General features: G+C 63.3%; 19 protein-coding genes and 1 tRNA gene. 8 read left to right on the top strand and 12 right to left on the bottom strand.

Annotated elements, in window-relative coordinates; genetic code table 11:
- The first annotated feature begins 248 nt into the window (after positions 1-248).
- Together CAG11_RS33605 and CAG11_RS09050 are read left to right on the top strand one after the other, a co-directional pair.
- Positions 249-401, top strand: a complete 153-nt coding sequence (locus tag CAG11_RS33605) for a hypothetical protein (protein ID WP_157064368.1) — start codon at positions 249-251, stop codon at positions 399-401.
- A gap of 109 nt (positions 402-510) precedes the next feature.
- Complete coding sequence (locus CAG11_RS09050; RefSeq protein ID WP_022642836.1) at positions 511-2082, top strand: APC family permease; 1572 nt, start codon at positions 511-513, stop codon at positions 2080-2082.
- 118 nt (positions 2083-2200) lie between these two features.
- Here CAG11_RS09050 and CAG11_RS09045 read toward each other — a convergent pair whose 3' ends face one another.
- On the bottom strand, positions 2201-4378 hold the full coding sequence (locus CAG11_RS09045) for a TonB-dependent siderophore receptor (RefSeq protein WP_085596065.1): 2178 nt from the start codon (positions 4376-4378) through the stop codon (positions 2201-2203).
- Between the two features lie 199 nt (positions 4379-4577).
- Between CAG11_RS09045 and CAG11_RS09040 the strand changes: the two genes are divergently transcribed.
- The gene (locus CAG11_RS09040; RefSeq protein WP_085596064.1) at positions 4578-5132 is read left to right on the top strand and encodes a GNAT family N-acetyltransferase; all 555 of its coding nucleotides are present in this window, start codon (positions 4578-4580) and stop codon (positions 5130-5132) included.
- A gap of 42 nt (positions 5133-5174) precedes the next feature.
- Here CAG11_RS09040 and CAG11_RS09035 read toward each other — a convergent pair whose 3' ends face one another.
- Together CAG11_RS09035 and CAG11_RS09030 are read right to left on the bottom strand one after the other, a co-directional pair.
- On the bottom strand, positions 5175-5549 hold the full coding sequence (locus tag CAG11_RS09035; protein ID WP_085596063.1) for a hypothetical protein: 375 nt from the start codon (positions 5547-5549) through the stop codon (positions 5175-5177).
- A 161-nt stretch (positions 5550-5710) separates the two neighbouring features.
- Positions 5711-5998, bottom strand: a complete 288-nt coding sequence (locus CAG11_RS09030; protein ID WP_085596062.1) for a hypothetical protein — start codon at positions 5996-5998, stop codon at positions 5711-5713.
- A gap of 578 nt (positions 5999-6576) precedes the next feature.
- Here CAG11_RS09030 and CAG11_RS09025 point away from each other — a divergent pair.
- From CAG11_RS09025 to CAG11_RS09015, 3 genes are all read left to right on the top strand, one after another.
- Complete coding sequence (locus CAG11_RS09025) at positions 6577-8352, top strand: sensor domain-containing phosphodiesterase (RefSeq protein WP_085596061.1); 1776 nt, start codon at positions 6577-6579, stop codon at positions 8350-8352.
- Between the two features lie 181 nt (positions 8353-8533).
- On the top strand, positions 8534-9622 hold the full coding sequence (locus tag CAG11_RS09020; RefSeq protein WP_158091411.1) for a hypothetical protein: 1089 nt from the start codon (positions 8534-8536) through the stop codon (positions 9620-9622).
- A gap of 153 nt (positions 9623-9775) precedes the next feature.
- Positions 9776-10204, top strand: coding sequence for an SMI1/KNR4 family protein (locus tag CAG11_RS09015; protein ID WP_085596059.1), 429 nt, complete (start codon positions 9776-9778; stop codon positions 10202-10204).
- Positions 10205-10323: 119 nt separating this feature from the next.
- Here CAG11_RS09015 and CAG11_RS09010 read toward each other — a convergent pair whose 3' ends face one another.
- The 5 genes from CAG11_RS09010 to CAG11_RS08990 form a co-directional block, all read right to left on the bottom strand.
- The gene (locus CAG11_RS09010; RefSeq protein ID WP_143494526.1) at positions 10324-10734 is read right to left on the bottom strand and encodes a hypothetical protein; all 411 of its coding nucleotides are present in this window, start codon (positions 10732-10734) and stop codon (positions 10324-10326) included.
- Between the two features lie 433 nt (positions 10735-11167).
- Positions 11168-11241: transfer RNA gene (locus CAG11_RS09005), tRNA-Gly, on the bottom strand.
- 152 nt (positions 11242-11393) lie between these two features.
- The gene (locus CAG11_RS09000; protein ID WP_085596057.1) at positions 11394-12278 is read right to left on the bottom strand and encodes an alpha/beta fold hydrolase; all 885 of its coding nucleotides are present in this window, start codon (positions 12276-12278) and stop codon (positions 11394-11396) included.
- A gap of 325 nt (positions 12279-12603) precedes the next feature.
- Complete coding sequence (locus CAG11_RS08995) at positions 12604-13296, bottom strand: pseudouridine synthase (RefSeq protein ID WP_085596056.1); 693 nt, start codon at positions 13294-13296, stop codon at positions 12604-12606.
- Between the two features lie 33 nt (positions 13297-13329).
- Positions 13330-13554: a cysteine-rich CWC family protein gene (locus CAG11_RS08990; protein WP_085596055.1), complete on the bottom strand. Its 225-nt coding sequence runs from the start codon at positions 13552-13554 to the stop codon at positions 13330-13332.
- A gap of 266 nt (positions 13555-13820) precedes the next feature.
- On the opposite strand from CAG11_RS08990, the gene CAG11_RS08985 reads away from it, so the two are divergent.
- Positions 13821-14201, top strand: coding sequence for a hypothetical protein (locus CAG11_RS08985; protein ID WP_085596054.1), 381 nt, complete (start codon positions 13821-13823; stop codon positions 14199-14201).
- Between the two features lie 31 nt (positions 14202-14232).
- Here CAG11_RS08985 and CAG11_RS08980 read toward each other — a convergent pair whose 3' ends face one another.
- Positions 14233-15345, bottom strand: a complete 1113-nt coding sequence (locus CAG11_RS08980) for an enoyl-CoA hydratase/isomerase family protein (protein ID WP_085596053.1) — start codon at positions 15343-15345, stop codon at positions 14233-14235.
- A 131-nt stretch (positions 15346-15476) separates the two neighbouring features.
- Between CAG11_RS08980 and ung the strand changes: the two genes are divergently transcribed.
- Positions 15477-16169 (top strand): uracil-DNA glycosylase, encoded by a 693-nt coding sequence (gene ung / locus CAG11_RS08975; protein WP_031321099.1) that lies wholly within the window; start codon positions 15477-15479, stop codon positions 16167-16169.
- A 42-nt stretch (positions 16170-16211) separates the two neighbouring features.
- Here ung and CAG11_RS08970 read toward each other — a convergent pair whose 3' ends face one another.
- Genes CAG11_RS08970 through CAG11_RS08960 form a run of 3 tightly spaced genes read right to left on the bottom strand, consistent with a single transcriptional unit; the run spans position 16212 to position 19207 of the window.
- Positions 16212-17240 carry an AbrB family transcriptional regulator gene (locus tag CAG11_RS08970; protein WP_085596052.1) on the bottom strand — a complete coding sequence of 343 codons (1029 nt, stop codon included), beginning with the start codon at positions 17238-17240 and terminating at the stop codon, positions 16212-16214.
- Positions 17233-18747: a tripartite tricarboxylate transporter permease gene (locus CAG11_RS08965; RefSeq protein WP_085596051.1), complete on the bottom strand. Its 1515-nt coding sequence runs from the start codon at positions 18745-18747 to the stop codon at positions 17233-17235. Before CAG11_RS08965 ends, CAG11_RS08970 begins: the two co-directional genes overlap by 8 nt.
- A gap of 1 nt (position 18748) precedes the next feature.
- On the bottom strand, positions 18749-19207 hold the full coding sequence (locus CAG11_RS08960; RefSeq protein WP_085596050.1) for a tripartite tricarboxylate transporter TctB family protein: 459 nt from the start codon (positions 19205-19207) through the stop codon (positions 18749-18751).
- Positions 19208-19215 lie beyond the last annotated feature (8 nt).

Raw genomic sequence — 19215 nt, 5'->3', positions numbered from 1 at the left:
TTGCGATGACGAAATCAGCATAGTTACGAGTGCCGGGAGAGAGCCCTGGAGGTACTCGGCCCTGGCGGCTGGCAGCAGGAAAAATGGCGCAGCGCTGCATCTGATGGTGCTGGAGAGGAATGGAAAAGTGTGCCGATTTCGTCTATTTCGCGGAGGAAAACCCTCAAGCTGCCACGAGGATAAAAAGCGACTCTGGTTTTTGTTTCCAGCCCTGATCGGCTGGGACGATTTCATATAAGGAAAAGACCATGAGCCGTACAGCCTTCAGTCACAGCGGTGCCTTGCCCACCGCACCTACTGTGTTCGAAGCCCGTTCATTCCTTGATCCGCAGGCCCCTGGCGAGCTGTCGCCAGGCCTGCCGGATCCCTCGGTTGCAACCCTCCCAGGCACCGGCTGCTGAAGGCTGCCGGCCCCGCGACTCAAGGACCACGACACGCGATGAACGCCGATGGCTCCCTCGGCGTGACATCCGATCTGCCTATTCCAATAACCCATAAAGGCGCGCCTCCATGTCAGGCAAAGGTAAATTCAAGAAACAACTCTCTCTGGTGGACCTGACCTTCATCGGTCTGGGTGCGATCTTCGGTTCCGGCTGGTTGTTCGCTGCCAGCCACGTCTCGGCGATCGCCGGGCCAGCGGGGATCTTCTCCTGGCTGCTGGGCGGTTTCGCCGTACTGCTGCTGGGTATCGTCTATTGCGAGCTGGGGGCGGCCCTGCCCCGTGCCGGCGGCGTGGTGCGCTACCCGGTGTTCTCCCATGGCCCGTTGCTGGGCTACCTGATGGGCTTCATCACCCTGATCGCCTTCTCCAGCCTGGTGGCGATCGAAGTGGTGGCGGCCCGGCAATATGCTGCGGCCTGGTTCCCCAGCCTGACCCATGAAGGCAGCAGCAATCCGACGCTCATCGGCTGGTTGGTGCAGTTCGCGCTGCTGTGCCTGTTCTTCTGGCTCAACTACAACAGCGTCAAGACCTTCGCCAAATCCAACAACTTCATCAGCCTGTTCAAGTTCATCGTGCCGTTGCTGGTGATCGGGGTGTTGTTCACCTTCTTCAAGCCCGACAACTTCCACGTCCAGGGCTTTGCCCCGTTCGGCATGTCGGGGATCGAGATGGCGGTTTCGGCCGGGGGCATCATCTTCGCCTACCTGGGCCTGACGCCGATCATCTCGGTGGCCAGTGAAGTGCGCAATCCGCAGCGCACCATTCCCATTGCCCTGATCCTTTCTGTGCTGCTCTCGACCTTGATCTACGGCCTGTTGCAACTGGCCTTCCTGGGCAGCATTCCCACCGAAATGCTGGCCAACGGCTGGAGCGGCATCAGCAAGGAGTTTTCCCTGCCATACCGCGATATCGCCCTGACCCTCGGAGTGGGCTGGCTGGCCTACCTGGTGGTGGCCGATGCGGTGATCTCCCCCAGTGGCTGCGGCAACATCTACATGAACGCCACGCCGCGAGTGGTCTATGGCTGGGCTCGCACCGGCACCTTCTTCAAGATCTTCACCCGCATCGACGAACAATCCGGCATCCCGCGCCCGGCGCTGTGGCTGACCTTCGGCCTGTCGGTGTTCTGGACCCTGCCGTTCCCGTCCTGGGAGGCCTTGATCAACGTGGTGTCCGCGGCGCTGGTACTGAGCTACGCGGTGGCGCCCATCACCGTCGCCGCCTTGCGCAAGAGCGCTCCGGAGCTGGCACGGCCCTTCCGGGTCAAGGGTTTTGCGTTGCTGGGGCCGGTGTCCTTCGTGATCGCCGCGCTGATCGTCTACTGGTCAGGCTGGGGGACGGTGTCCTGGCTGCTGGGGCTGCAGATCCTGATGTTCGTGATCTACCTGCTGTGCAAGCGCCTGGTGCCCACCGACCACCTGAGCCTGGGCGAACAGGTACGTTCTTCCCTGTGGCTGATCGCTTTCTACGCGTTGACCATCGGCATTTCCTACCTGGGCAGCTTTGGCGGCATCGGCGTCCTGGCCCATCCGTTCGACACTCTGACGGTCACGCTCATGGCCCTGTGCATCTACTACTGGGGAGCCAACACCGGAGTGCCCAGCGCCAAGCTGGCATTGGATGGCGATGAGTCGGAGTGACAGGCTCGACCTGATCCTGGGCGAGGTGAACTGATCGCCCGGGAGCCTGGATTCAGGTCAGGCACGAAAAAGGCCGGCGTCACGAGCATGTGCAGCCGGCCTTCGTGTATTCAGGGGATCAGAAGCGGACGTTGGCCGCCAGCTCTGCGCAACGCCCAGGGGCGACGATGGCGAACATGCCGACGTGGGACGCGTCGTAGTAGGTCTCGTCGGTGAGGTTGAGCAGGTTGAGTTGCAGGTCCAGGTTACGGTTCACCCGATAGGCCAGCATGGCGTCGTAGCGCCAATAGGAATCGAGGCTGCGGGTGTTGGCGTCGTCGGTGTAGCGCTTGTCCACGTAGTTGGCCCCGGCCCCGACCTTCCAGCGATCGGTGAGGCTGTAGGTGGTCCAGGCCGAACCGCTGTTGGGGGCGATGAACTTGGCGCGATTGCCGTCGAAGTTGGTGTTCCTGCCTGAGGCGTACTTGACCGTCCTGGCGTCCAGATAGGTATAGCCTGCCATCACTTCCCACTGGTCCGTGAGATGGCCGGTGGCGCCCACCTCAAAACCCTTGACCTCGACATTGCCATCCAGGGTCACTTCGTTGCTGATCGGGTCGTAGGTCCGGGCGTTGGACTTTTCGGTCTTGAAAACGGCGGCCGTCAGGGCCAGGCGCTGATCGAGCAGGTCCCACTTGGTACCCAGTTCGATGCTGCGGCTCTTTTCCGGATCCAGGTTGCTCAAGCGCCCGCCGGCGGCGCCATCGGCTCCTCCCGATTGGCCTGCGGTTTCCCCTGATGGGTTGAACGAGGTGCCGTAGGACAAGTAGATGCTGGCGTAGGGCAGGGGCTTGAAGACGATACCGCCCTGGTAGGTCCAGATGTTGCTGCGATTGCTCTGCACGGCGTCCCGGACGTGGTAGCTATCGAAGCGTGCGCCAAGGTTCAGGTCCCACTGCTCGTGCAGGGCCAGGGTGTCCATCACGTACAGGGCGCGGTTGTTGTGCCGGGTGACGTCGTGGTTGCCATTGCCTCGTGCTACCGGGGCATGGGGATCGCGGGGGTTGGGAGTGTGCAGGTCGCCTGGGTCGGAGCCTCGCCGGGAGGGCGAGTAGCGGTTCTTCACATCGATCCGCTCGCGGGAGAATTCCAGGCCCGCGCTGTAGCTGTGGCCGATGGGACCGGTGTCGAATTTACCGAAGATGTCGGTCTGGTTGATCAACGAAGTGTTGACCACGTTCCTGCCACGAGCCGGACCGCGCATCACCACACCGGCCAGTTCATTGCCGATGGAGTCCGTATCGGTGCCGAATGTCGGCCGGCTCATGATGTAGTCCTGCATGCTGCGCCCTTGCCGTGTGGTGTTGCGCAGGGTCAGCTGGTCGTTGAAGTCGTGTTCCAGTTGCAGGGTGGCGATATCGGCGGAGGTCTTGCGGAAGTCGCGCTTGGCAAAGCCGTAGTAGTTGTCCCGATCGACCTTGACCGGCTTGCCCGTGATGGCCGACACCGGATGTCCCTGGTCGGGGATATCGTCGCTCTGCATGTGGTAGTAGCTCAGCGTGCCACGGGTATCGGTTTCCAGGCCGAAGGAAAAACTCGGCGCCAGGCCCCAACGGGTGACTTCGACATCATCGCGCCCGGGAGTATCTGCTTCGTGTTTCATGGCGTTCAGCCGCAGGGCCATGTTTTGTTCGGGCAGGTACTGGTTGAGGTCGAGGGTGCTGCGCCGCAGGCGGTCGGAGCCCAGGGTCAGGCTGGCGGACGTGAAGGACTCGCGCTTTGGAGTCTTGCTGATGAGGTTGATGCTGCCGCCGGTGGAGCCGCGCCCGGAGTAGACCGAGCCTGGTCCCTTGAGGATTTCGATCTGCTCGATGTTGAAGGCCTCGTGGGTCATGCGTCCAACATCGCGAATGCCATCGATCATGATGTCGGTGCTGGCCTCGAAGCCCCTGATGAAAGGGCGATCGCCCAGTGGCGTACCACCTTCGCCGGCGCCGAAGGTGATGCCGGGTGTCGTTCGCAGTGCGTCGGCCAGGGTCGATACCGCGCGTTCCTGCATCAGGGTTTCGGTGATGATGGTCACCGACTTCGGGGTTTCACGCAGCGGTGCGGTGAACTTCACCGATTCGGAAGTTTCACGCTTGTATCCGGGTTCGCGCTCGCCCCTGACATGGGTGGTATCGAGAGTGACGGCTGCGGCATCGGATGAGTGGCCGGGGTTTTGCGTGGCGACTGCCAGGCCGGCCTCACCGAATGCCAGCAGGCCAAGGGATGTGGGCAGCAGCTTCCATGGATGTGGGCGGTTGGGGTTGGACATTGAGATTGCACCTCCTGTTTATTTGGAAGTGATTCTCAATTGCGATCATGTGTCATTCAATCAGAAGGCTCTGAACGATCAGGTCCAAAGGTGTCGGCGCGCCAGGTAGCGGCCTTGGCAGGTGGGTTTGCTGTCGCAGTGATTCTCTTTTGCCTGGCGCTGCGGTTTCATGGGCAACCTTCGACCACGAAAACGAGCCATGGAACTGCATTTCGAAACCCCCAACCTGCTGTTGCGACCCCGGACCCTCGAGCACTTCGAAGCCTGCCTGCGAATGGACCAGGATCCGCAGGTCACGCAATTCATCCCTGGAGCCTGGGACGGTGGGCAATGGCACCGGGATTTCCTGCGGGGGCGGATGTCCCGGGATTTCGGCGAGCGTTGTGGTTACTGGGCGATTTTTGCCAGGCAAGAGCCGGAAGAGTTCCTTGGCTGGGTCTCGTTCATTCCGTTCGAGGCCGTGGGGCCGGAGCTGGAGATGGGCTGGCGCCTGATGCGTCGGGCCTGGGGACGTGGAGTGGCCTCCGAGGCCGCTAGGCGCATCGTCGAGCATGCCTTCGCCGACCCGTCCATCGACCGGCTGGTGGCCGACGCCCATGTAGACAACGCCGCGTCGCTGGCGGTGGCTCGCAAGATCGGTTTTCGGGTCAGCCACGATGGCGAGTTCGAAGGAGTGCCCAGCCGCTTCCTGGAAATGACCCGCGAAGACTTTCAGCGGCACCAGGCCGAAAGCCGCTCCCCGGCTATTCGCTGACAGCGCGGGCGAGGTGCCGGATCCCGGCGCCTCGCCTGGCACTCACAGATGGCCACCGACCCACCACAGCACCAGGAAGGCGATGCCGGCGGCCAGGGCCGAGAGCTGGAATAGATTGATCAGCCACTTCAGGCCGAGGGGGAAGTGGCGATAGTCGCGCACGCTCATTCCACCGTTGCGCAAGAACAGGTGGGGCATGGCGAACATGCCGCCAATGCACAGCAACATGAAGAAGCGGCTCAGGGGATCCTTGCCCAGCAGCGGCATGCGGATGGCGATGACCCGGCACCGCGACAGGTGCCTGACCATGTCATCGAGCCTGAAATAGCCCAGGTAGATCTGGATCGCCAGGGAAACCAGCGCGGACACGACCACCAGTACCCAACCGGCGGTATAGATATCTTCGGCATTGCACATAGCTGTTCAGTGACCTCCTCAAGCCTCGCGCCTTGGCGTTCGGCGTAGCGCTCCTCCAGTGGGCCCTGCACGCAGGGCAGCCGAGCACCATACCATCCCCGGAGCGGCGTTGGTCATGCCCGACGACTCTGTGCCGGCCGGTGGGCGAGGGGAGACAAGGGCTAGAGCTTGGCGCAACGCTCCACGTCGGCCTGGGTGGTGACCTGGGTCTGGATGCCCAGGCGGTACTTGCAGTAGTCGATGATCATCTGTCGTTGTTCGCCGGTGAGCTTCTCCACCTTGCGGTAGTCACCATCATTGGCGTGGATGTTGAAGAACTCCAGGCGCAGGCTTGGCGAGTGCTTGATGAACCAGCGGGTATGGGTCTCGGCTTCCTCCAGTTCGGTGTAGTAGCCGACGTTGAGCAGGACCAGCAGGGCGAGGAACAACAGCACGAGAAATTTTTTCACAGGCGACGCCTTCCATGGATGGGCACCTTGGTGCCGGGGCGGCAATGCTCCCGGGGCAGGCCTCGCTTGGCAAGCCCTACTGGAGCATGGTTCCTGTCATTAATTGTCACGAATGCTCCGGACAGGTTCAGCTGGCAGACAGGTGCAGGCTGCTAAAAAACTCCACGCCCGGCAGGAGCTGGGCAGTGACAGGGGGCAAACAGGCCGGGACCAGGTCCCGGCCTTTCCCTGCAATAGCGACACAAGCAGTAGCGAAGCAAGCGATCCTCGGATCGTTTTTTTTTGCCCGCGGTCAGCGTCAGGATCGGCAGTGCGCCAGGACCGGGAAATTGCGCGGGCATCCGCGCCCTCGGGAGCGCAAGCTCTGGCACGGTTCTTTGCGGCCGATGCTGCCGGGGCGTTGGGTGACCGTTCGTCCGACGGATGGAATTGGCAAGCACTAGTCACTACGGCATGCTGTCGACGGATATCGTAGTGCCACTACTTGGTCGTAGGGCAATTCTCCGGATGTTGTACTCCCCCCTTCGCTACTGAGATAGGTTTTTTGATGATGGTGTTGATCCTGTCCGAGTCGCGGCATGCCGGATAAGGCATTGGCCGAGGAGCAGCGCCTGGCCGCCTTGTATGCCCTCGAGCTGCTGGATACGGCCCGCTGCGAAAGCTTCGATCGCATCTGCCGCCTGGCCGCGCAGTTCTTCAAGGTCCCCACGGCGTTGATCACCCTGGTGGATCGTGATCGGCAGTGGTTCAAGTCGCGGGTGGGTTTTGCCGTCGAGCAGACGCCGATCGATCAGTCGTTCTGCGCCTACACGATCAAGTCCGGTGAGGTGTTCGAAGTTCAGGACGCTCGCCAGGATGTGCGTTTCCATGCCAATCCGCTGGTGACCGAGGGCCCGGGCATAGGTTTTTATGCCGGGGCGCCCTTGATCACCTCCACGGGGCACGCCATCGGCAGTCTGTGCGTCATCGACAAGCATCCGCAGCGGCTCGATGCCGCCGAACGCCAGCAATTGCGCGACCTGGCATCTTTGGTGATGGAGCAGATCGAGCAACGCCAGCGCCAGACCCGCCGTGATCCGGTCAGTGGCCTGCCCAACCGCGAGCAGTTCCAGTGCGACCTGCACGACCTGGCGGACGAACACCCCGGGGAGCGACGGGTGCTGGTGCTGGTGGATGCGGTGGACATGGCCGTGGCCCATGAGTTGACCCTGGCCCTGGGCATGGCGCCGTTCGAGATCATCGTGCGTTTTCTTGCCCAGCAGTTGCTCGCCTACCTTGGACGGCATGTGCGGGTCTATCACGTCTCGGCCAAGCGCTTCGGCTTCCTGCTGCCGGCCGCACCTGGGGTCGAGCGCTTGCTGGAGGGCCTGGTGCGCCGCCTGCGCCGCCAGCCGCCGGGCCTGGAGTTGCCGATGGTCCCCGGAGTGTGTGCGGGCATGGTGGAGTTTTCCACGGACCATGACGCCGTGCCGGACGTGTTGCGCAAGGCCATGTTCGCCCTGGAGCTGGCTGCCCTGGAGCGCTGTACCTGGGCGCCCTACGACCTGGTGCGCGACCAGGCCTACCGGCGTGCCTTCAACTTGGCCGCGGACATCGGCGAAGCCCTGGACACCGGGCAGATCTACCTGATGTTCCAGCCGCGCTTCGCCCTGCCCGATGGCGCCCAGGTCAGTGCCGAGGCGCTGATCCGCTGGGACCATCCCTGGCTGGGGCCGATTTCCCCTGCGGAGTTCATTCCGGTGATGGAGCGCAATGCCCAGATCCACCAGGTGACCCACTGGCTGATCGATGCGGTGTTGCACAAGCTGCACCTATGGAGCGCCAGTGATGTGCAACGCTTGTCGATCAACCTGTCACCCCAGGATTTCGAGGACCAGGATATCGCCGATGTGTTGCGCGATGCCTGCCTGCGCCACCGCATCAATCCGCGACGCCTGGAAGTGGAGATCACCGAAGGCGCGTGGTTGCGCTCCAACCCGAAAGTGCTGGAGCAGTTGAGCAAGATTCGCGCCCTGGGCATGGATGTGGCCATCGACGATTTTGGTACCGGCTACAGCAATTTCGCTTATCTGCACCAGATTCCGGCCAATGTGGTGAAGCTCGACAAATCCATGGTCACCGACCTTGAGAGCAGCGCCCAGCACCAGAAGATCACCCGCTCGGTGATCGCCCTGGCTCGCGAACTTGGCTACCGCACCGTGGCCGAGGGCATCGAGAGCTTCAAGTGCCTGCAGATGTTGCGGTCCTTCGGCTGTGACGAGGCCCAGGGCTACTTCCTGGCCCGGCCCATGGCCCAGGATAAATTCCTGGCCCGTAGCGAAGCGCAGCGTTTTCCGCTGCAGGGTGGCTTCTAGGGCCGCAAGCCGTTGCTTGAGCCCCGTTGCCATCGGGCGTTTAACCTTTCTATACAAAATCCCCACACTTGGAGATGAACGGCCCTGGGGCGCTCGTTAGGCTGGGGTCGGCAGGTCTCCTGATACCGGGAGGACGCTGCCGTCTCATTTCCGATCCGAATGACCAAGGGATTGCTCGATGATGAAGTTCGTCAGAGTCATGGCGAGTTGCGGTGTAGTGATTCTCAGCCTGGCCAGTTGCAGCAATGCCGCGCTGGAGCAGCCATATGCGCGGCGCTGCGAGTTGCCGGCGGCGGGCCTGCAGGCCAGGCAGGTGCCGGCGCCCAGTGGCGCCTGGTGCGTGGGCAAGGCTGCTTTCGCCTTGCGCGATCCAGCGCGTGCGGAGACCTTTTCCAAGGTCGCCGGCGCCCGCCGCGAGCTGGCATTGAAAGTCTGGTATCCGATCGTTGCGCCTGCCGGCAGGCTGCCCCGTGCCGAGTACGCCGAACCCGAGGCCCTGGCCGCGATGCAAGCCGGAAGTGCGGTGGAGGTCGCCAGTCATTCGGCGGCCGGAGCCAGGATGGAAAAGCACCGCCAGTATCCGGTGCTGCTGTTTTCTCCCGGCTTGGGAGCAGTGGCCGAGCTCTACAGCGGCCTGCTGGAAGACTTGGCCAGCCGTGGCTACGTGGTGGTAGCCATCAATCACCCCTACATTTCCGGGGTCACGGTGCTGCCGGGAGGCCGGGTGGTCCCGGTCCTGGACGTGCTCGAGCAGGACGAGGAACAACTCGCGGCCGCCGCGCCTTCGGTGGTGGCGGACCTGCGCAGTACCCTCGATTGGCTGCAGCTGCGTAACCAGGAGCCGGAGCACCTGCTAGGCGGACACCTGGACCTCGAGCACGTCGCAGCCCTGGGCCATTCCTTCGGCGGTTCGGCTGCCTTGCAGGCGACGCGCCTGGACCCGCGTCTGCGGGCGGCGGCCAACCTCGACGGCAGCATCCAGGGCGAGCTGGCCGGTCCCTGGAGCAAACCCATGCTGTTATATGCCGCTGGCCAGGACCCACGGGACGCCAGCATGGACACGGTGTGGGCAGCGCGTCGGGGGCCTGGGGCATACAAGGTGCTGGAGAATGCCGGGCACCATGACTTCACCGATGGGCGCTGGGTGCTCCCGGCGTCGGTCATCAAGGCCATGGGCGACGACTTCGGCAGTATCGATCGCGGCCTGGCGGTACGGACCTTGCGCCAGGATCTGGGCGACTTCTTCGCCCGCTACCTGAGCCGTCCTTGAAGCGAGGTGAGCACAGGCATGGAAAGCCGGTCGCAAGGTTCGCCTCAGGTTTTTGCTTTGCTTGCTCCGTGTCGGGTTTTCAGTAGGTGCCGGTATGCATTATCGTGCGCCGCGCCCCTAGCCAGAGGGGCGATGCGACCCAGGCGAGGAATCATGGTCAAGGCGAGAGTGATAGGCACCACCATCGAGGCGATCCGCGCTGCCGAGGCGGCACTGGGGCGGGCCTTGCCCCGATCGTTCAGGGATTGGCTGCTGGAGCACAACGGCAAGGCGCTAGGTGCGCTGGAGGTGTTTCCGGTGTTCGATGCCCGTGATCCACGCAAGACCTGGGAGTCGATCGTGCGCCACTTCCAGGGCGGCTGGCAGGCTTGGCTGGACAACTTCGAGGGGCGAGCCGTGGAGTGCTCCAGCCTGCTGCCGTTCGCCCAATTCGGGACCGGCGATTACTACTGTTTCGACTATGCCTTGCTCGGCGATGCCGGCGAGCCGCGGGTGGTGCTGTGGTCCCATGAGACCGGCCGAACCTCTGCCGTTGCAGACAGCTATGGGGCTTTCCTGGTCATGATCGATCAGCCTGGCTAGCCGGCTGGCTCCGGGTGCGTTGCCGGGCCCTTCCTGGCGAGTTGCCGTGGCCAAAATCTACTGAGCGCAGATGGCTGAAGTCACTGCCCAGCTTCATCGCCCGAGCCTGGGTTCAAGCTTTAGTCAGCCTTGAGGGTTATTGCGAAACGTTCAGGGTCGACCCTGGCGAAGAATGCACGGCTGGCAGCTGGCTCACTGGCAAAAATCCCATAACCGCAATCGTCGTGGGGATAGATCACCAATCCGCTGTTCTCGAAAACAACAAAAATATGTCCGTGGAATCCACCGCTCAAGATGTTCTGCGCCAGGATTGCATGGCTCACCGCCAGGAAACCATCGAGATTTTCAGGTGACAGTTCGATGTTGCGTACCTGGAGTCTTGCCGGTGCGTCGTGGTAGTCGTAATCGACAAACTCAACAAAGCCCGAGCGATTGATGGCCCTGGCGTACAACTCTCGCGCTTCGCGTGCCCGATACCCCTTGCCACGCAATTGTCGCTGCGTATGGGAGGTGACGAGTGAGCTGCACACCGTCACTTTTTGCGAGTGCTGGCGGAGTAGTCGAGGACCATGGAAGTGGCTTCCTCGGCACAGGCTCTTCGGTCATAGCCCTTCCTGGAGTGAAAGTAACCAGCCCAGCTCGGGAGTGCACAGTAGCTGCTGAAGTCGAGAAAACGTTGTGTGATGTTCACCAATGGCCTCGTCCAACCTGAGGTTGTTTCATCCATATACCCCAAGGCGTCGAGGGGAATCATCCAGTGGGTGAGCGCCAGCTTCAGCTGTTCTGCGCACCGTTCGCCGTCAAGTGCAGATCGAATTCACCCCGCCGGATTCCTGGACTGGATGATTGGCCAAGAAGGCTGGTTGGAAGCGGTTGCGGCTGGAGTTGCCAGACTGGAAAAACAAGATGGGTTCTTGTTTCAGTGGGTTATGCGAAGTTGGCGGATTGCCATGGAAAGGGAAGTGGAGCGGGTGAAGGGAATCGAACCCTCGTTATCAGCTTGGGAAGCTGGAGTAATGCCATTATACGACACCCGCTCGAACGGCTGACTTTGTACCAGATGTGGCCGTGGATTTGAAGTTTTTCTTTATTCGATCTGTACTTGCGTGCCCCTTCGATATTGCCAGGGCGCGCCACGCGCCCGCTATTCATGCGGTTCGAGGACGGTGGCGGCCTGTGGGAAATCCCATCAACTGGCACGCGCATGCTGGCCCAGGGCGTAGTGCGGGCGCGCCTGGTGCTCATGCTGGCCTGGCTTGAGGAAGCTCAGCAGGGCCCGGCGGCTGTCGCGACAGGCGGCCTTGTGCTCCATATCGAGAAAGTGCCCGGTGGCCTGGATGGTGCTGAAGCTCGAATGCTGCACATGGTTGGCGAACAACTGGGCATCCTTGGCCGAGGTGTACTCATCCCATTCGCCATTGATGAACAATACCGGGACCTGGATGTTGCGCGCCGCCTTGACGTAGCACTGGCGATCGCCGTGCAGCATGTGGCTGATGTGGAAGTGCATCTGCCCGTACTCATGCTCGGCCAGGCTGCTCACATGGCGGTAGTTGAAGCGCTTGAACAGCGATGGCAGGTGCTTGCCTATGGTGTCGTTGACCAGATGGCCGACGCGATGGCGGTCAAGGCTGCCGAGATAGTCGACTCCACGCTCCAGGTAGTCGCGCATCGGATCGTTGATCACCGGCGAGAACGAACTGATCACCGCCTTTTCGATACGCCGTGGACGCTGGGACAACGCCTGCAGGGTCGCGGCCCCACCCCAGGAAAACGACAGCACATGCTCGGCGGCGAAGTGCTCGATGAGCTCCAGCAGGATCTGTCCCTCGATTTCCTTGGTCAGCATGCGCTCATGCCGGTTATGGACCTTGGAGCGACCTGCATAGGGCTGGTCGTAGAGCACCACGTTGAACTGCGGATGGAGGTTCTTCACGGTCTGGGCAAAGGACGCCGTGGTCGCCATCGAGCCATTGACCAGGACGATGGTCTTTTCTGCGGCCTCTGCGCGATAGAACTCCGTGTAAACCCGATACTGACCCTGTATATCCAGCACAGCGATTTCTGGCCTCATGTCATAAGACTCCTGGCAAGCGGGTATGCGCGCATACGATTGAGTGTGCACGGTCAATGTGACAGGTAGGCATACGCCTGGAATCGAAGCCCATGTCGATCCGGTAAGGCAGGTCGACGGGTGTTGTTATAGGCGGGCGATTACCGGGGGGAATGCAGAGCTGGCAGGGCTCAGGCCGGTGGAAGACTTATTGGTTTTCTTTCGTGACTGGTCGGTCACTATTCGGCCGACGGATTGATTCAAGCAGGGCAATCCCGAACCTGCAAGTGCCGTTGGGTAAATTGTTCGACAGCTTCCGCCCAGTGGTCGTCCTGTACCCAGGCCTTCAGATCAGGGCGATCTCGGCGGCGCTGAGCGCCCGGTATGCACCAGGGGCCAGGCCCGCGTCGAGCACCAGCGGGCCCATGCGCTCGCGATGCAGGCGCAGGACCTTGTTGTCGAAGTGGCCGAACATGCGCTTGACCTGGTGGTAGCGCCCTTCGACGATGCTCAGCCGGGCGCTGCGGGGGCCAAGGATGTGCAACTGGGCAGGCAGGGTGGTGAGGTCTTCGAAAGCGAAATACAGGCCGCGGGCGAAGGTCTCGACGTATTCGGAGCCGATCTCCTGCTCGGTCTCCACGTAGTAGAGCTTGGGCAGCTTGGTCTGCGGTTGGGTCAGGCGTCGTGACCAGCTGCCGTCGTTGGTGATCAGCATCAGCCCGGTGGTGTTGTAGTCCAGGCGTCCGGCGATGTGCAGATCCTGTGGATCGGGCTCGTGGATCAGTTCGAGCACCGTCTTGTGCTCTGGATCGCGAGTGGCGCTGACGCAGCCCATGGGCTTGTGCAGCATGAAGTAGCGTGCGGGCTTGCCGGCCTGGAGCACTTCATCATCCAGTTCCACCCGGCTGAACTCGCGGACTTCGACCCTGGGATCGCTGACCGCCTGGCCATCGATGCGCACCCGGCGCTGGGCCAGGAGCAGCCGAACCTGCTGGCGGTTGAAACGTGGCAGGTTGCTGAGGAAACGATCAAGGCGCATGGGACAGGGCAGCGGGCGGCAGTGGATGCGGGTTCATGGTCGGGGGGGCGCGCCTTCACCGTGGCTCAGTTGCGCCTCGACCCCGGCGCAGCGCGGACACAGGCAGGACTGGTTGCGCAACTCCGGCGGCAGGGCTTGGATGATGGCCGGGTCGATGCTCACGCTGTAGCACCAGCAGGCCCGGCCGGCACTGCGTGGGTCAGCCAGGGTGCAGTCGTTGCGGGCGCCACAGGCGGGGCAGGACTCGGGTCGGTTCATGGTCGGGGCGAGAGCGGCTTGGTACGGGACGAAGGAGCGTGCAGGGTGTCTGCCGATGGCCGGCGGGTCAAGTCGGTGCTGACGGTTCGCCGGGTTTTTTCATCGGGCTGGTGAGAGGATACCGGTGGTCGCAGACATGTATCAATGTGTTGCATAAAACGCACTGAAAGGCGTTTTCACGGTCAGATATTTCGTCAATTGGCCATTTGCCGATTGTCGCCCGCCAGCGTCGCTGGTGTGGCTTCTTCGCGGTCCAGGAGGCCGCCATGTATCGTCGACTTCTGCTGATTGCCTTGCTGGGTTCCAGTCTCTCTGCGTGCGCGCCTTACTACGCCGGGGACTACTACGATTCGCAGATCTACAGCTCTCCGGCGCCGGCCTATTACTACGGTGGCGGTTCTTCCTATTACTACTCCACCGGGCGTGGTTACCACGCGCCGCGCTACTACCAGCCTGCGCCCCGGTATTACCAGCCGTCCCCGCGTTACTACCAGGCGCCGCGCGCGTTGTACCGGCCATATCCGGACCGGGGCTGGGGCGGGCATGACCGCCGTGGCAACTGGAACAACAATGGCGGCAGCCATGATTGGGGCGGCCATGGCCACCATGATCGTGGCGACCGTGGCCGGGGAGGGCGCGGCCACTGATCCACGATTGTCGATTCTTTCCTGGGACTAACTAGTAGTCGGTGAGGTCCGCCAGTGGATGGCGGCCTTCCCAGACCTTGTGGAAGTGCGCCTGCACCACGGCCTCCGGCACTCCGTTGATGTCCGCCCAGTGCCAGTGTGGCCGCTGGTCCTTGTCGATCAGGCGCGCGCGTACCCCTTCGGCGAATTCCGGGTGGCGGCAACAGTTCAGGCTCAGGGTGTATTCCATCTGGAACACTTCGGCCAGGGACAGGTAGCGCGCCCGGCGGATCTGTTCCCAGACCAGGTGGGCGGTCAACGGGCAGCCTTCGCCCAGGGTCTTGGCCGCACGGCTGTAGAGGGTGTCCGGATGGTCGCGCAGCTGGCTGATGGCGCGCCAGGCGCAGGCCACGTCGCTGACATCCAGCCATTGGTCGATCTGTGGTCGGCGTGGCAGCCACTGGGCTTCGGGCAACTGCCCCAGGGATTCTTGCTGCAGGGCGCGGAACAGGCTGTTGAGCTGGCGCGGAGTCTGTTCCTGCCAGTTCAGTTGCAGCAGGCCCTCGATCAGTTCTTCTTGCTGTTCATCCAGCAGGAAACGGTCGGCGAGATCCAGGTCCAGGGCATCGCGGGCGTTGATGTGGGCGCCGGTGAGGCCGAGGAACAAGCCGAGCTTGCCGGGCATGCGCGAAAGGAACCAGCTGGCCCCCACGTCGGGATACAGGCCGATGCTGATTTCCGGCATCGCCAGGCGGCTGCTGGGGGTGACGATTCGGACTCCAGCCCCCTGCAACAGGCCCATGCCGCCGCCGAGCACATAACCATGCCCCCAGCAGATCAGCGGCTTGGGGTAGGTGTGCAGGCGATAGTCCAGGCGATATTCGGCGGCGAAGAAATGCCCGGCCAGGGCCGGCACCTCGCCCGGATGCGCCAGGCAGGCCTGGGCCAGGCTGCGAACCTCGCCCCCGGCGCAGAAGGCCTTGGCGCCGTTGCCGCGCAGCAGGACACAGGCCACTTGCGGATCCTTGGCCCAGGCTTCGAGACGCTCGGCCAGTTGCTGGATCATGGGCAGCGAGAGGGCATTGAGGGACTTTTCCGCGTCCAGGGTGGCGATGGCGATACGCGCGCCACCGGTGGCGGTGAGTTCTTCGACGTGCAGGTTCATCGTGACCTCGTGGCTAAACAAGAGCGGTCAGTATGATCGCTGTGGGGGAAAGTGCCGGTTATGTGTCAGATCAATTGACAAGCGAAGTCGGCTTTCCTAGGGTGCGGCCATTGTTTTTCTCGGGCATGGCCATGACTGCTGACGATCGTATCAAACTCGAACCGAGCTGGAAGGCGGCCCTGCGGGCCGAATTCGAACAGCCCTACATGAGCGAACTGCGGGAGTTCCTGCGCCAGGAACACGCTGCCGGCAAGGAGATCTATCCGCCCGGCCCGCTGATCTTCAACGCCTTGAACTCGACCCCGCTGGACAAGGTCAAGGTGGTGATCCTCGGCCAGGATCCCTACCACGGCCCGGGCCAAGCCCATGGCCTGTGCTTCTCGGTGCAACCCGGGGTCCCGGCGCCGCCTTCGCTGGTGAACATCTACAAGGAACTCAAGCGCGACCTGAATATCGATGCGCCCAACCATGGCTACCTGCAGAGCTGGGCCGAACAGGGCGTGCTGCTGCTCAACACCACCATGACCGTGGAGCGGGCCAACGCCGCCTCCCACGCGGGCAAGGGCTGGCAGTTCTTCACCGACCGGATCATCGAGGTGGTCAGCGAGCACCAGCCGCACCTGGTGTTCCTGTTGTGGGGCGCCCACGCCCAAAGCAAGCAGAAGCTGATCGATAGCACCAAGCACCTGGTGCTGACCTCGGTGCATCCATCGCCGCTGTCGGCTTATCGCGGCTTCCTCGGCTGCGGGCACTTCAGCCGTACCAACAAGTTCCTCGAGCAGAGCGGCGAGACCCCGATCGACTGGCGCCTGCCAGCGCTGTAGGCCAACCCTGTGGTCGCTGCCCGACCCAGTCTGCGGCAGCGGCTACGGGCCCTTGTTCCAGTGGCGGAACAGGGGCTCGGCGAGAAACAGCACGAACAGCAAGCGCATCACCTGCATCGCCGTCACCAGCGGCACCGAGAGTTGCAGCACCTCTGCCGTCAGGCTCATTTCCGCGATTCCCCCCGGCATCATGCCCAAGGTCAGCGAGCGCAGGTCCAGCTGGGTCAGCAGGCTCAGGCACCAGGCCGCGAGGCCGGCGATCAGCATGCTCATGGCCGTACCCAGCAGGGTGCGCCCCATGAACGAAGGCGCCCGGCGAAAGAACTGGCGGTTGAAGTGGCATCCCAGGCCGCTGCCGATCAACCACTGGCCCATCTGGCTGGCGCCATCGGGCAGGCCGGTGTGCAGGTTCCAGGCGATGCTGGCCACCGCGCTGAGCAGCAACGGGCCGAACAGCCACGGGTTGGGTTGGCGCAGCCGCTGCCAGAGCCAGGCCAGCAGCGCGCCGGCGGGGAACAGCAGGGCCAGCCTGGGCCAGTCGACGCTGGCGCTGTGCAGCACCGGCGTCCCCTGGCCCAGGAGGTACTTGAACGCCGCCGGTACGCACAGCACCACCGCCAGCACCCGCAGGCTCTGTCCGGCCGCTACCCGGCTGAGCACCGCGCCGTTGCGCGCGCCGAGATTGACCATCTCCCCGGAGCCGCCGGGCATGCTGGAGAAGAACGCGGTGGCGCGGTCTTCACCGGTACGCCGCAGCAGCCAGACCGCCATCACGCTGGACAGGCTAGTGACCAGGGCACCGCAGAAAATCAGGCCGAAGTGGCTCATCACCTGGTCCATCACCGCCGGGGTGAAGTGCAGGCCGATGCCGATGCCCACTATCCATTGTCCGCACTTGCGTCCGCCGGGGATCTGCGCCAACTGCCAGGGCGTCAGGCAGCGCACCAGGATGATCGCCAGCAACGAGCCGACCATCCAGGGCAGGGGCCAGCCCACCAGGCTGGCGAGATAACCGCCAGCCAGGCCCACCAGTGGCGTGCCCCACCATTGCCGCAAAGCGCCTTCAGACATCGGTCACCATGCGCTGGCGGGCCGAACGCTTGCGCCAGATACGCAGCAGCGGCAGGCACAGCATGCACGCCGTCAGTACCCAGACCCCGACCGTGATCGGGCTCGACCAGAGGATCTCCAGCGCGCCATTGGAGATCGACAGTGCACGACGCAGGTTCTGCTCCATCAAGCCGCCGAGGATGAAGCCCAGCAGCACCGGCGAGAGCGGGAAGTCGAGCTTGCGCAGGATGTAGCCGAAGATGCCGATGCCCACCATCAGGAACAGGTCGAAGGTGGTGGCGTGCACGGCATAGACGCCGATCGCGGTGATGATCGCGATGGCCGGCACCAGGGCCCAGTTCGGCACCGCGAGGATGCGGGTGAAGATGCGGATCATCGGGATGTTGAGGATCACCAGCATGATGTTGGCGATGAACAACGAGGCGATCAGGCCCCAGACGATGTCCGGCTGTTGCTGGAACAGCAGAGGCCCCGGCGTGATGTTGTACAGCGACAGGGCGCCGATCATCACCGCCGTGGTGCCCGAGCCCGGCACGCCCAGGGTCAGCATCGGCACCAGAGCGCCGCAGGCCGAGGCGCCGATCGCGGTTTCCGGAGCCGCCAGGCCGCGCTTGTCCCCCTGGCCGAAAGTGCCGCTGGCGCCAGCGATGCGTTTCTCGGTCATGTAGGCCACGGCACTGGCCAGGGTCGCCCCGGCCCCGGGCAGCACGCCCATGATGAAGCCCAGCAGGCCGCAACGGATGTTCACTGCCAATACCGAGGCCGCTTCCTTGAAGTTGAACAGCATGCGCCCGGTGGCCTTGACCGCTTCCTGGCCGCGGTGGGTCTTCTCCAGCAGCAGGAGTATCTCGCTGATGGAGAACAGGCCCAGCACCAGCACCACGAACTGGATGCCGTCGGCCAGGTGGATGTTGTCGCCGGTGAAGCGGTACACACCGCTGTTGGCATCGATCCCCACTGCCGACAGGAACAGCCCGATCAGCGCGGCGATGAAGGTCTTCAGCGGCTTGTCGCCGGCCATGCCGCCGAGGGCGACGATGGCGAACACCATCAGCACGAAATACTCCGCCGGGCCGAAGGCGATGGCCCACCGGGCCAGCAGCGGGGCGAACAGCACCATGCCGCAGGTGGCGATGAGGGCACCGATGAACGAGCTCCAGGCCGACAGCGACAAGGCCACGCCGGCCAGGCCCTGGCGAGCCATCGGATAACCGTCGAGGGTGGTCATCACCGTAGAGGCCTCGCCGGGGATGTTCAGCAGGATCGAACTGATTCGCCCGCCGTACTCGCAGCCCAGGTAGACCGCCGCCAGCAGGATCAGCGCCGACTCCGGCGGCAGGCCCAGGGCGAAGGCGATGGGGATCAGCAGCGCCACGCCGTTGATCGGGCCCAGGCCCGGCAGCAGGCCGACCACGGTGCCGATCAGGGTGCCGGTGAGGGCGGTGACCAGGTTGTACGGGCTCAGCGCGACGCCGAAGCCCTGGCCGAGATAGCTCAAGGTATCCATATCAATTCTCCAGAACGTCGAGCAGGCCCAGGGGCAGGGGTACGTCCATGACCCGATCGAACAGCCAGTACAGGCCGATGCTGAGCAGGCTGACGATCACCAGGCTGGGCAACCAGCGGCCGCCATACAGGCGGGCCATGGGGACGCCGACGAGGATCCCGGCGAGGATGAAGCCCAGGGGTTCGAAGGTGCCGGCCAGTACCAGCAGCAGGGCCACGCAGAGGGCGATCTTGACCAGGGTTTCACGGTCCAGCGGCGGTTCGTCCTCGCTGTGCTTGATCGGTGTCGGACGCACCAGCAGGTACAGCAGCGCCAGGCCCATCAGGCCGAGCATGAGTAGCGGAAAGGCCCTTGGGCCCACGGGTTCGTAGGAAAAGGCCGCCTGGTACGGCCAGGCCATCAGTGCAAGGCCAGCACAGGCCAGCAACAGCACCGAGGCGAATAGACGTTGAACGAGCATGGCTAACT

Source organism: Pseudomonas sp. B6(2017) (genome assembly GCF_002112765.1).
Classification (GTDB): domain Bacteria; phylum Pseudomonadota; class Gammaproteobacteria; order Pseudomonadales; family Pseudomonadaceae; genus Aquipseudomonas; species Aquipseudomonas piscis.
The sequence above is the reverse complement of the archived record's forward strand: the minus strand, read 5'-3'. Positions and strand labels throughout refer to the sequence as shown.

Bases quoted from the DNA above. Each gene is read 5' to 3' on its own strand.
- ung (WP_031321099.1), top strand. From the start codon at position 15,477: ATGACTGCTGACGATCGTATCAAACTCGAACCGAGCTGGAAGGCGGCC.
- CAG11_RS09040 (WP_085596064.1), top strand. From the start codon at position 4,578: ATGGAACTGCATTTCGAAACCCCCAACCTGCTGTTGCGACCCCGGACC.
- CAG11_RS08990 (WP_085596055.1), bottom strand. From the start codon at position 13,554: ATGAACCGACCCGAGTCCTGCCCCGCCTGTGGCGCCCGCAACGACTGC.
- CAG11_RS08960 (WP_085596050.1), bottom strand. From the start codon at position 19,207: ATGCTCGTTCAACGTCTATTCGCCTCGGTGCTGTTGCTGGCCTGTGCT.
- CAG11_RS08985 (WP_085596054.1), top strand. From the start codon at position 13,821: ATGTATCGTCGACTTCTGCTGATTGCCTTGCTGGGTTCCAGTCTCTCT.
- CAG11_RS09020 (WP_158091411.1), top strand. From the start codon at position 8,534: ATGAAGTTCGTCAGAGTCATGGCGAGTTGCGGTGTAGTGATTCTCAGC.
- CAG11_RS08995 (WP_085596056.1), bottom strand. From the start codon at position 13,296: ATGCGCCTTGATCGTTTCCTCAGCAACCTGCCACGTTTCAACCGCCAG.
- CAG11_RS09050 (WP_022642836.1), top strand. From the start codon at position 511: ATGTCAGGCAAAGGTAAATTCAAGAAACAACTCTCTCTGGTGGACCTG.
- CAG11_RS33605 (WP_157064368.1), top strand. From the start codon at position 249: ATGAGCCGTACAGCCTTCAGTCACAGCGGTGCCTTGCCCACCGCACCT.
- CAG11_RS08980 (WP_085596053.1), bottom strand. From the start codon at position 15,345: ATGAACCTGCACGTCGAAGAACTCACCGCCACCGGTGGCGCGCGTATC.
- CAG11_RS09000 (WP_085596057.1), bottom strand. From the start codon at position 12,278: ATGAGGCCAGAAATCGCTGTGCTGGATATACAGGGTCAGTATCGGGTT.
- CAG11_RS08970 (WP_085596052.1), bottom strand. From the start codon at position 17,240: ATGTCTGAAGGCGCTTTGCGGCAATGGTGGGGCACGCCACTGGTGGGC.
- CAG11_RS08965 (WP_085596051.1), bottom strand. From the start codon at position 18,747: ATGGATACCTTGAGCTATCTCGGCCAGGGCTTCGGCGTCGCGCTGAGC.
- CAG11_RS09045 (WP_085596065.1), bottom strand. From the start codon at position 4,378: ATGTCCAACCCCAACCGCCCACATCCATGGAAGCTGCTGCCCACATCC.
- CAG11_RS09025 (WP_085596061.1), top strand. From the start codon at position 6,577: ATGCCGGATAAGGCATTGGCCGAGGAGCAGCGCCTGGCCGCCTTGTAT.
- CAG11_RS09015 (WP_085596059.1), top strand. From the start codon at position 9,776: ATGGTCAAGGCGAGAGTGATAGGCACCACCATCGAGGCGATCCGCGCT.
- CAG11_RS09035 (WP_085596063.1), bottom strand. From the start codon at position 5,549: ATGTGCAATGCCGAAGATATCTATACCGCCGGTTGGGTACTGGTGGTC.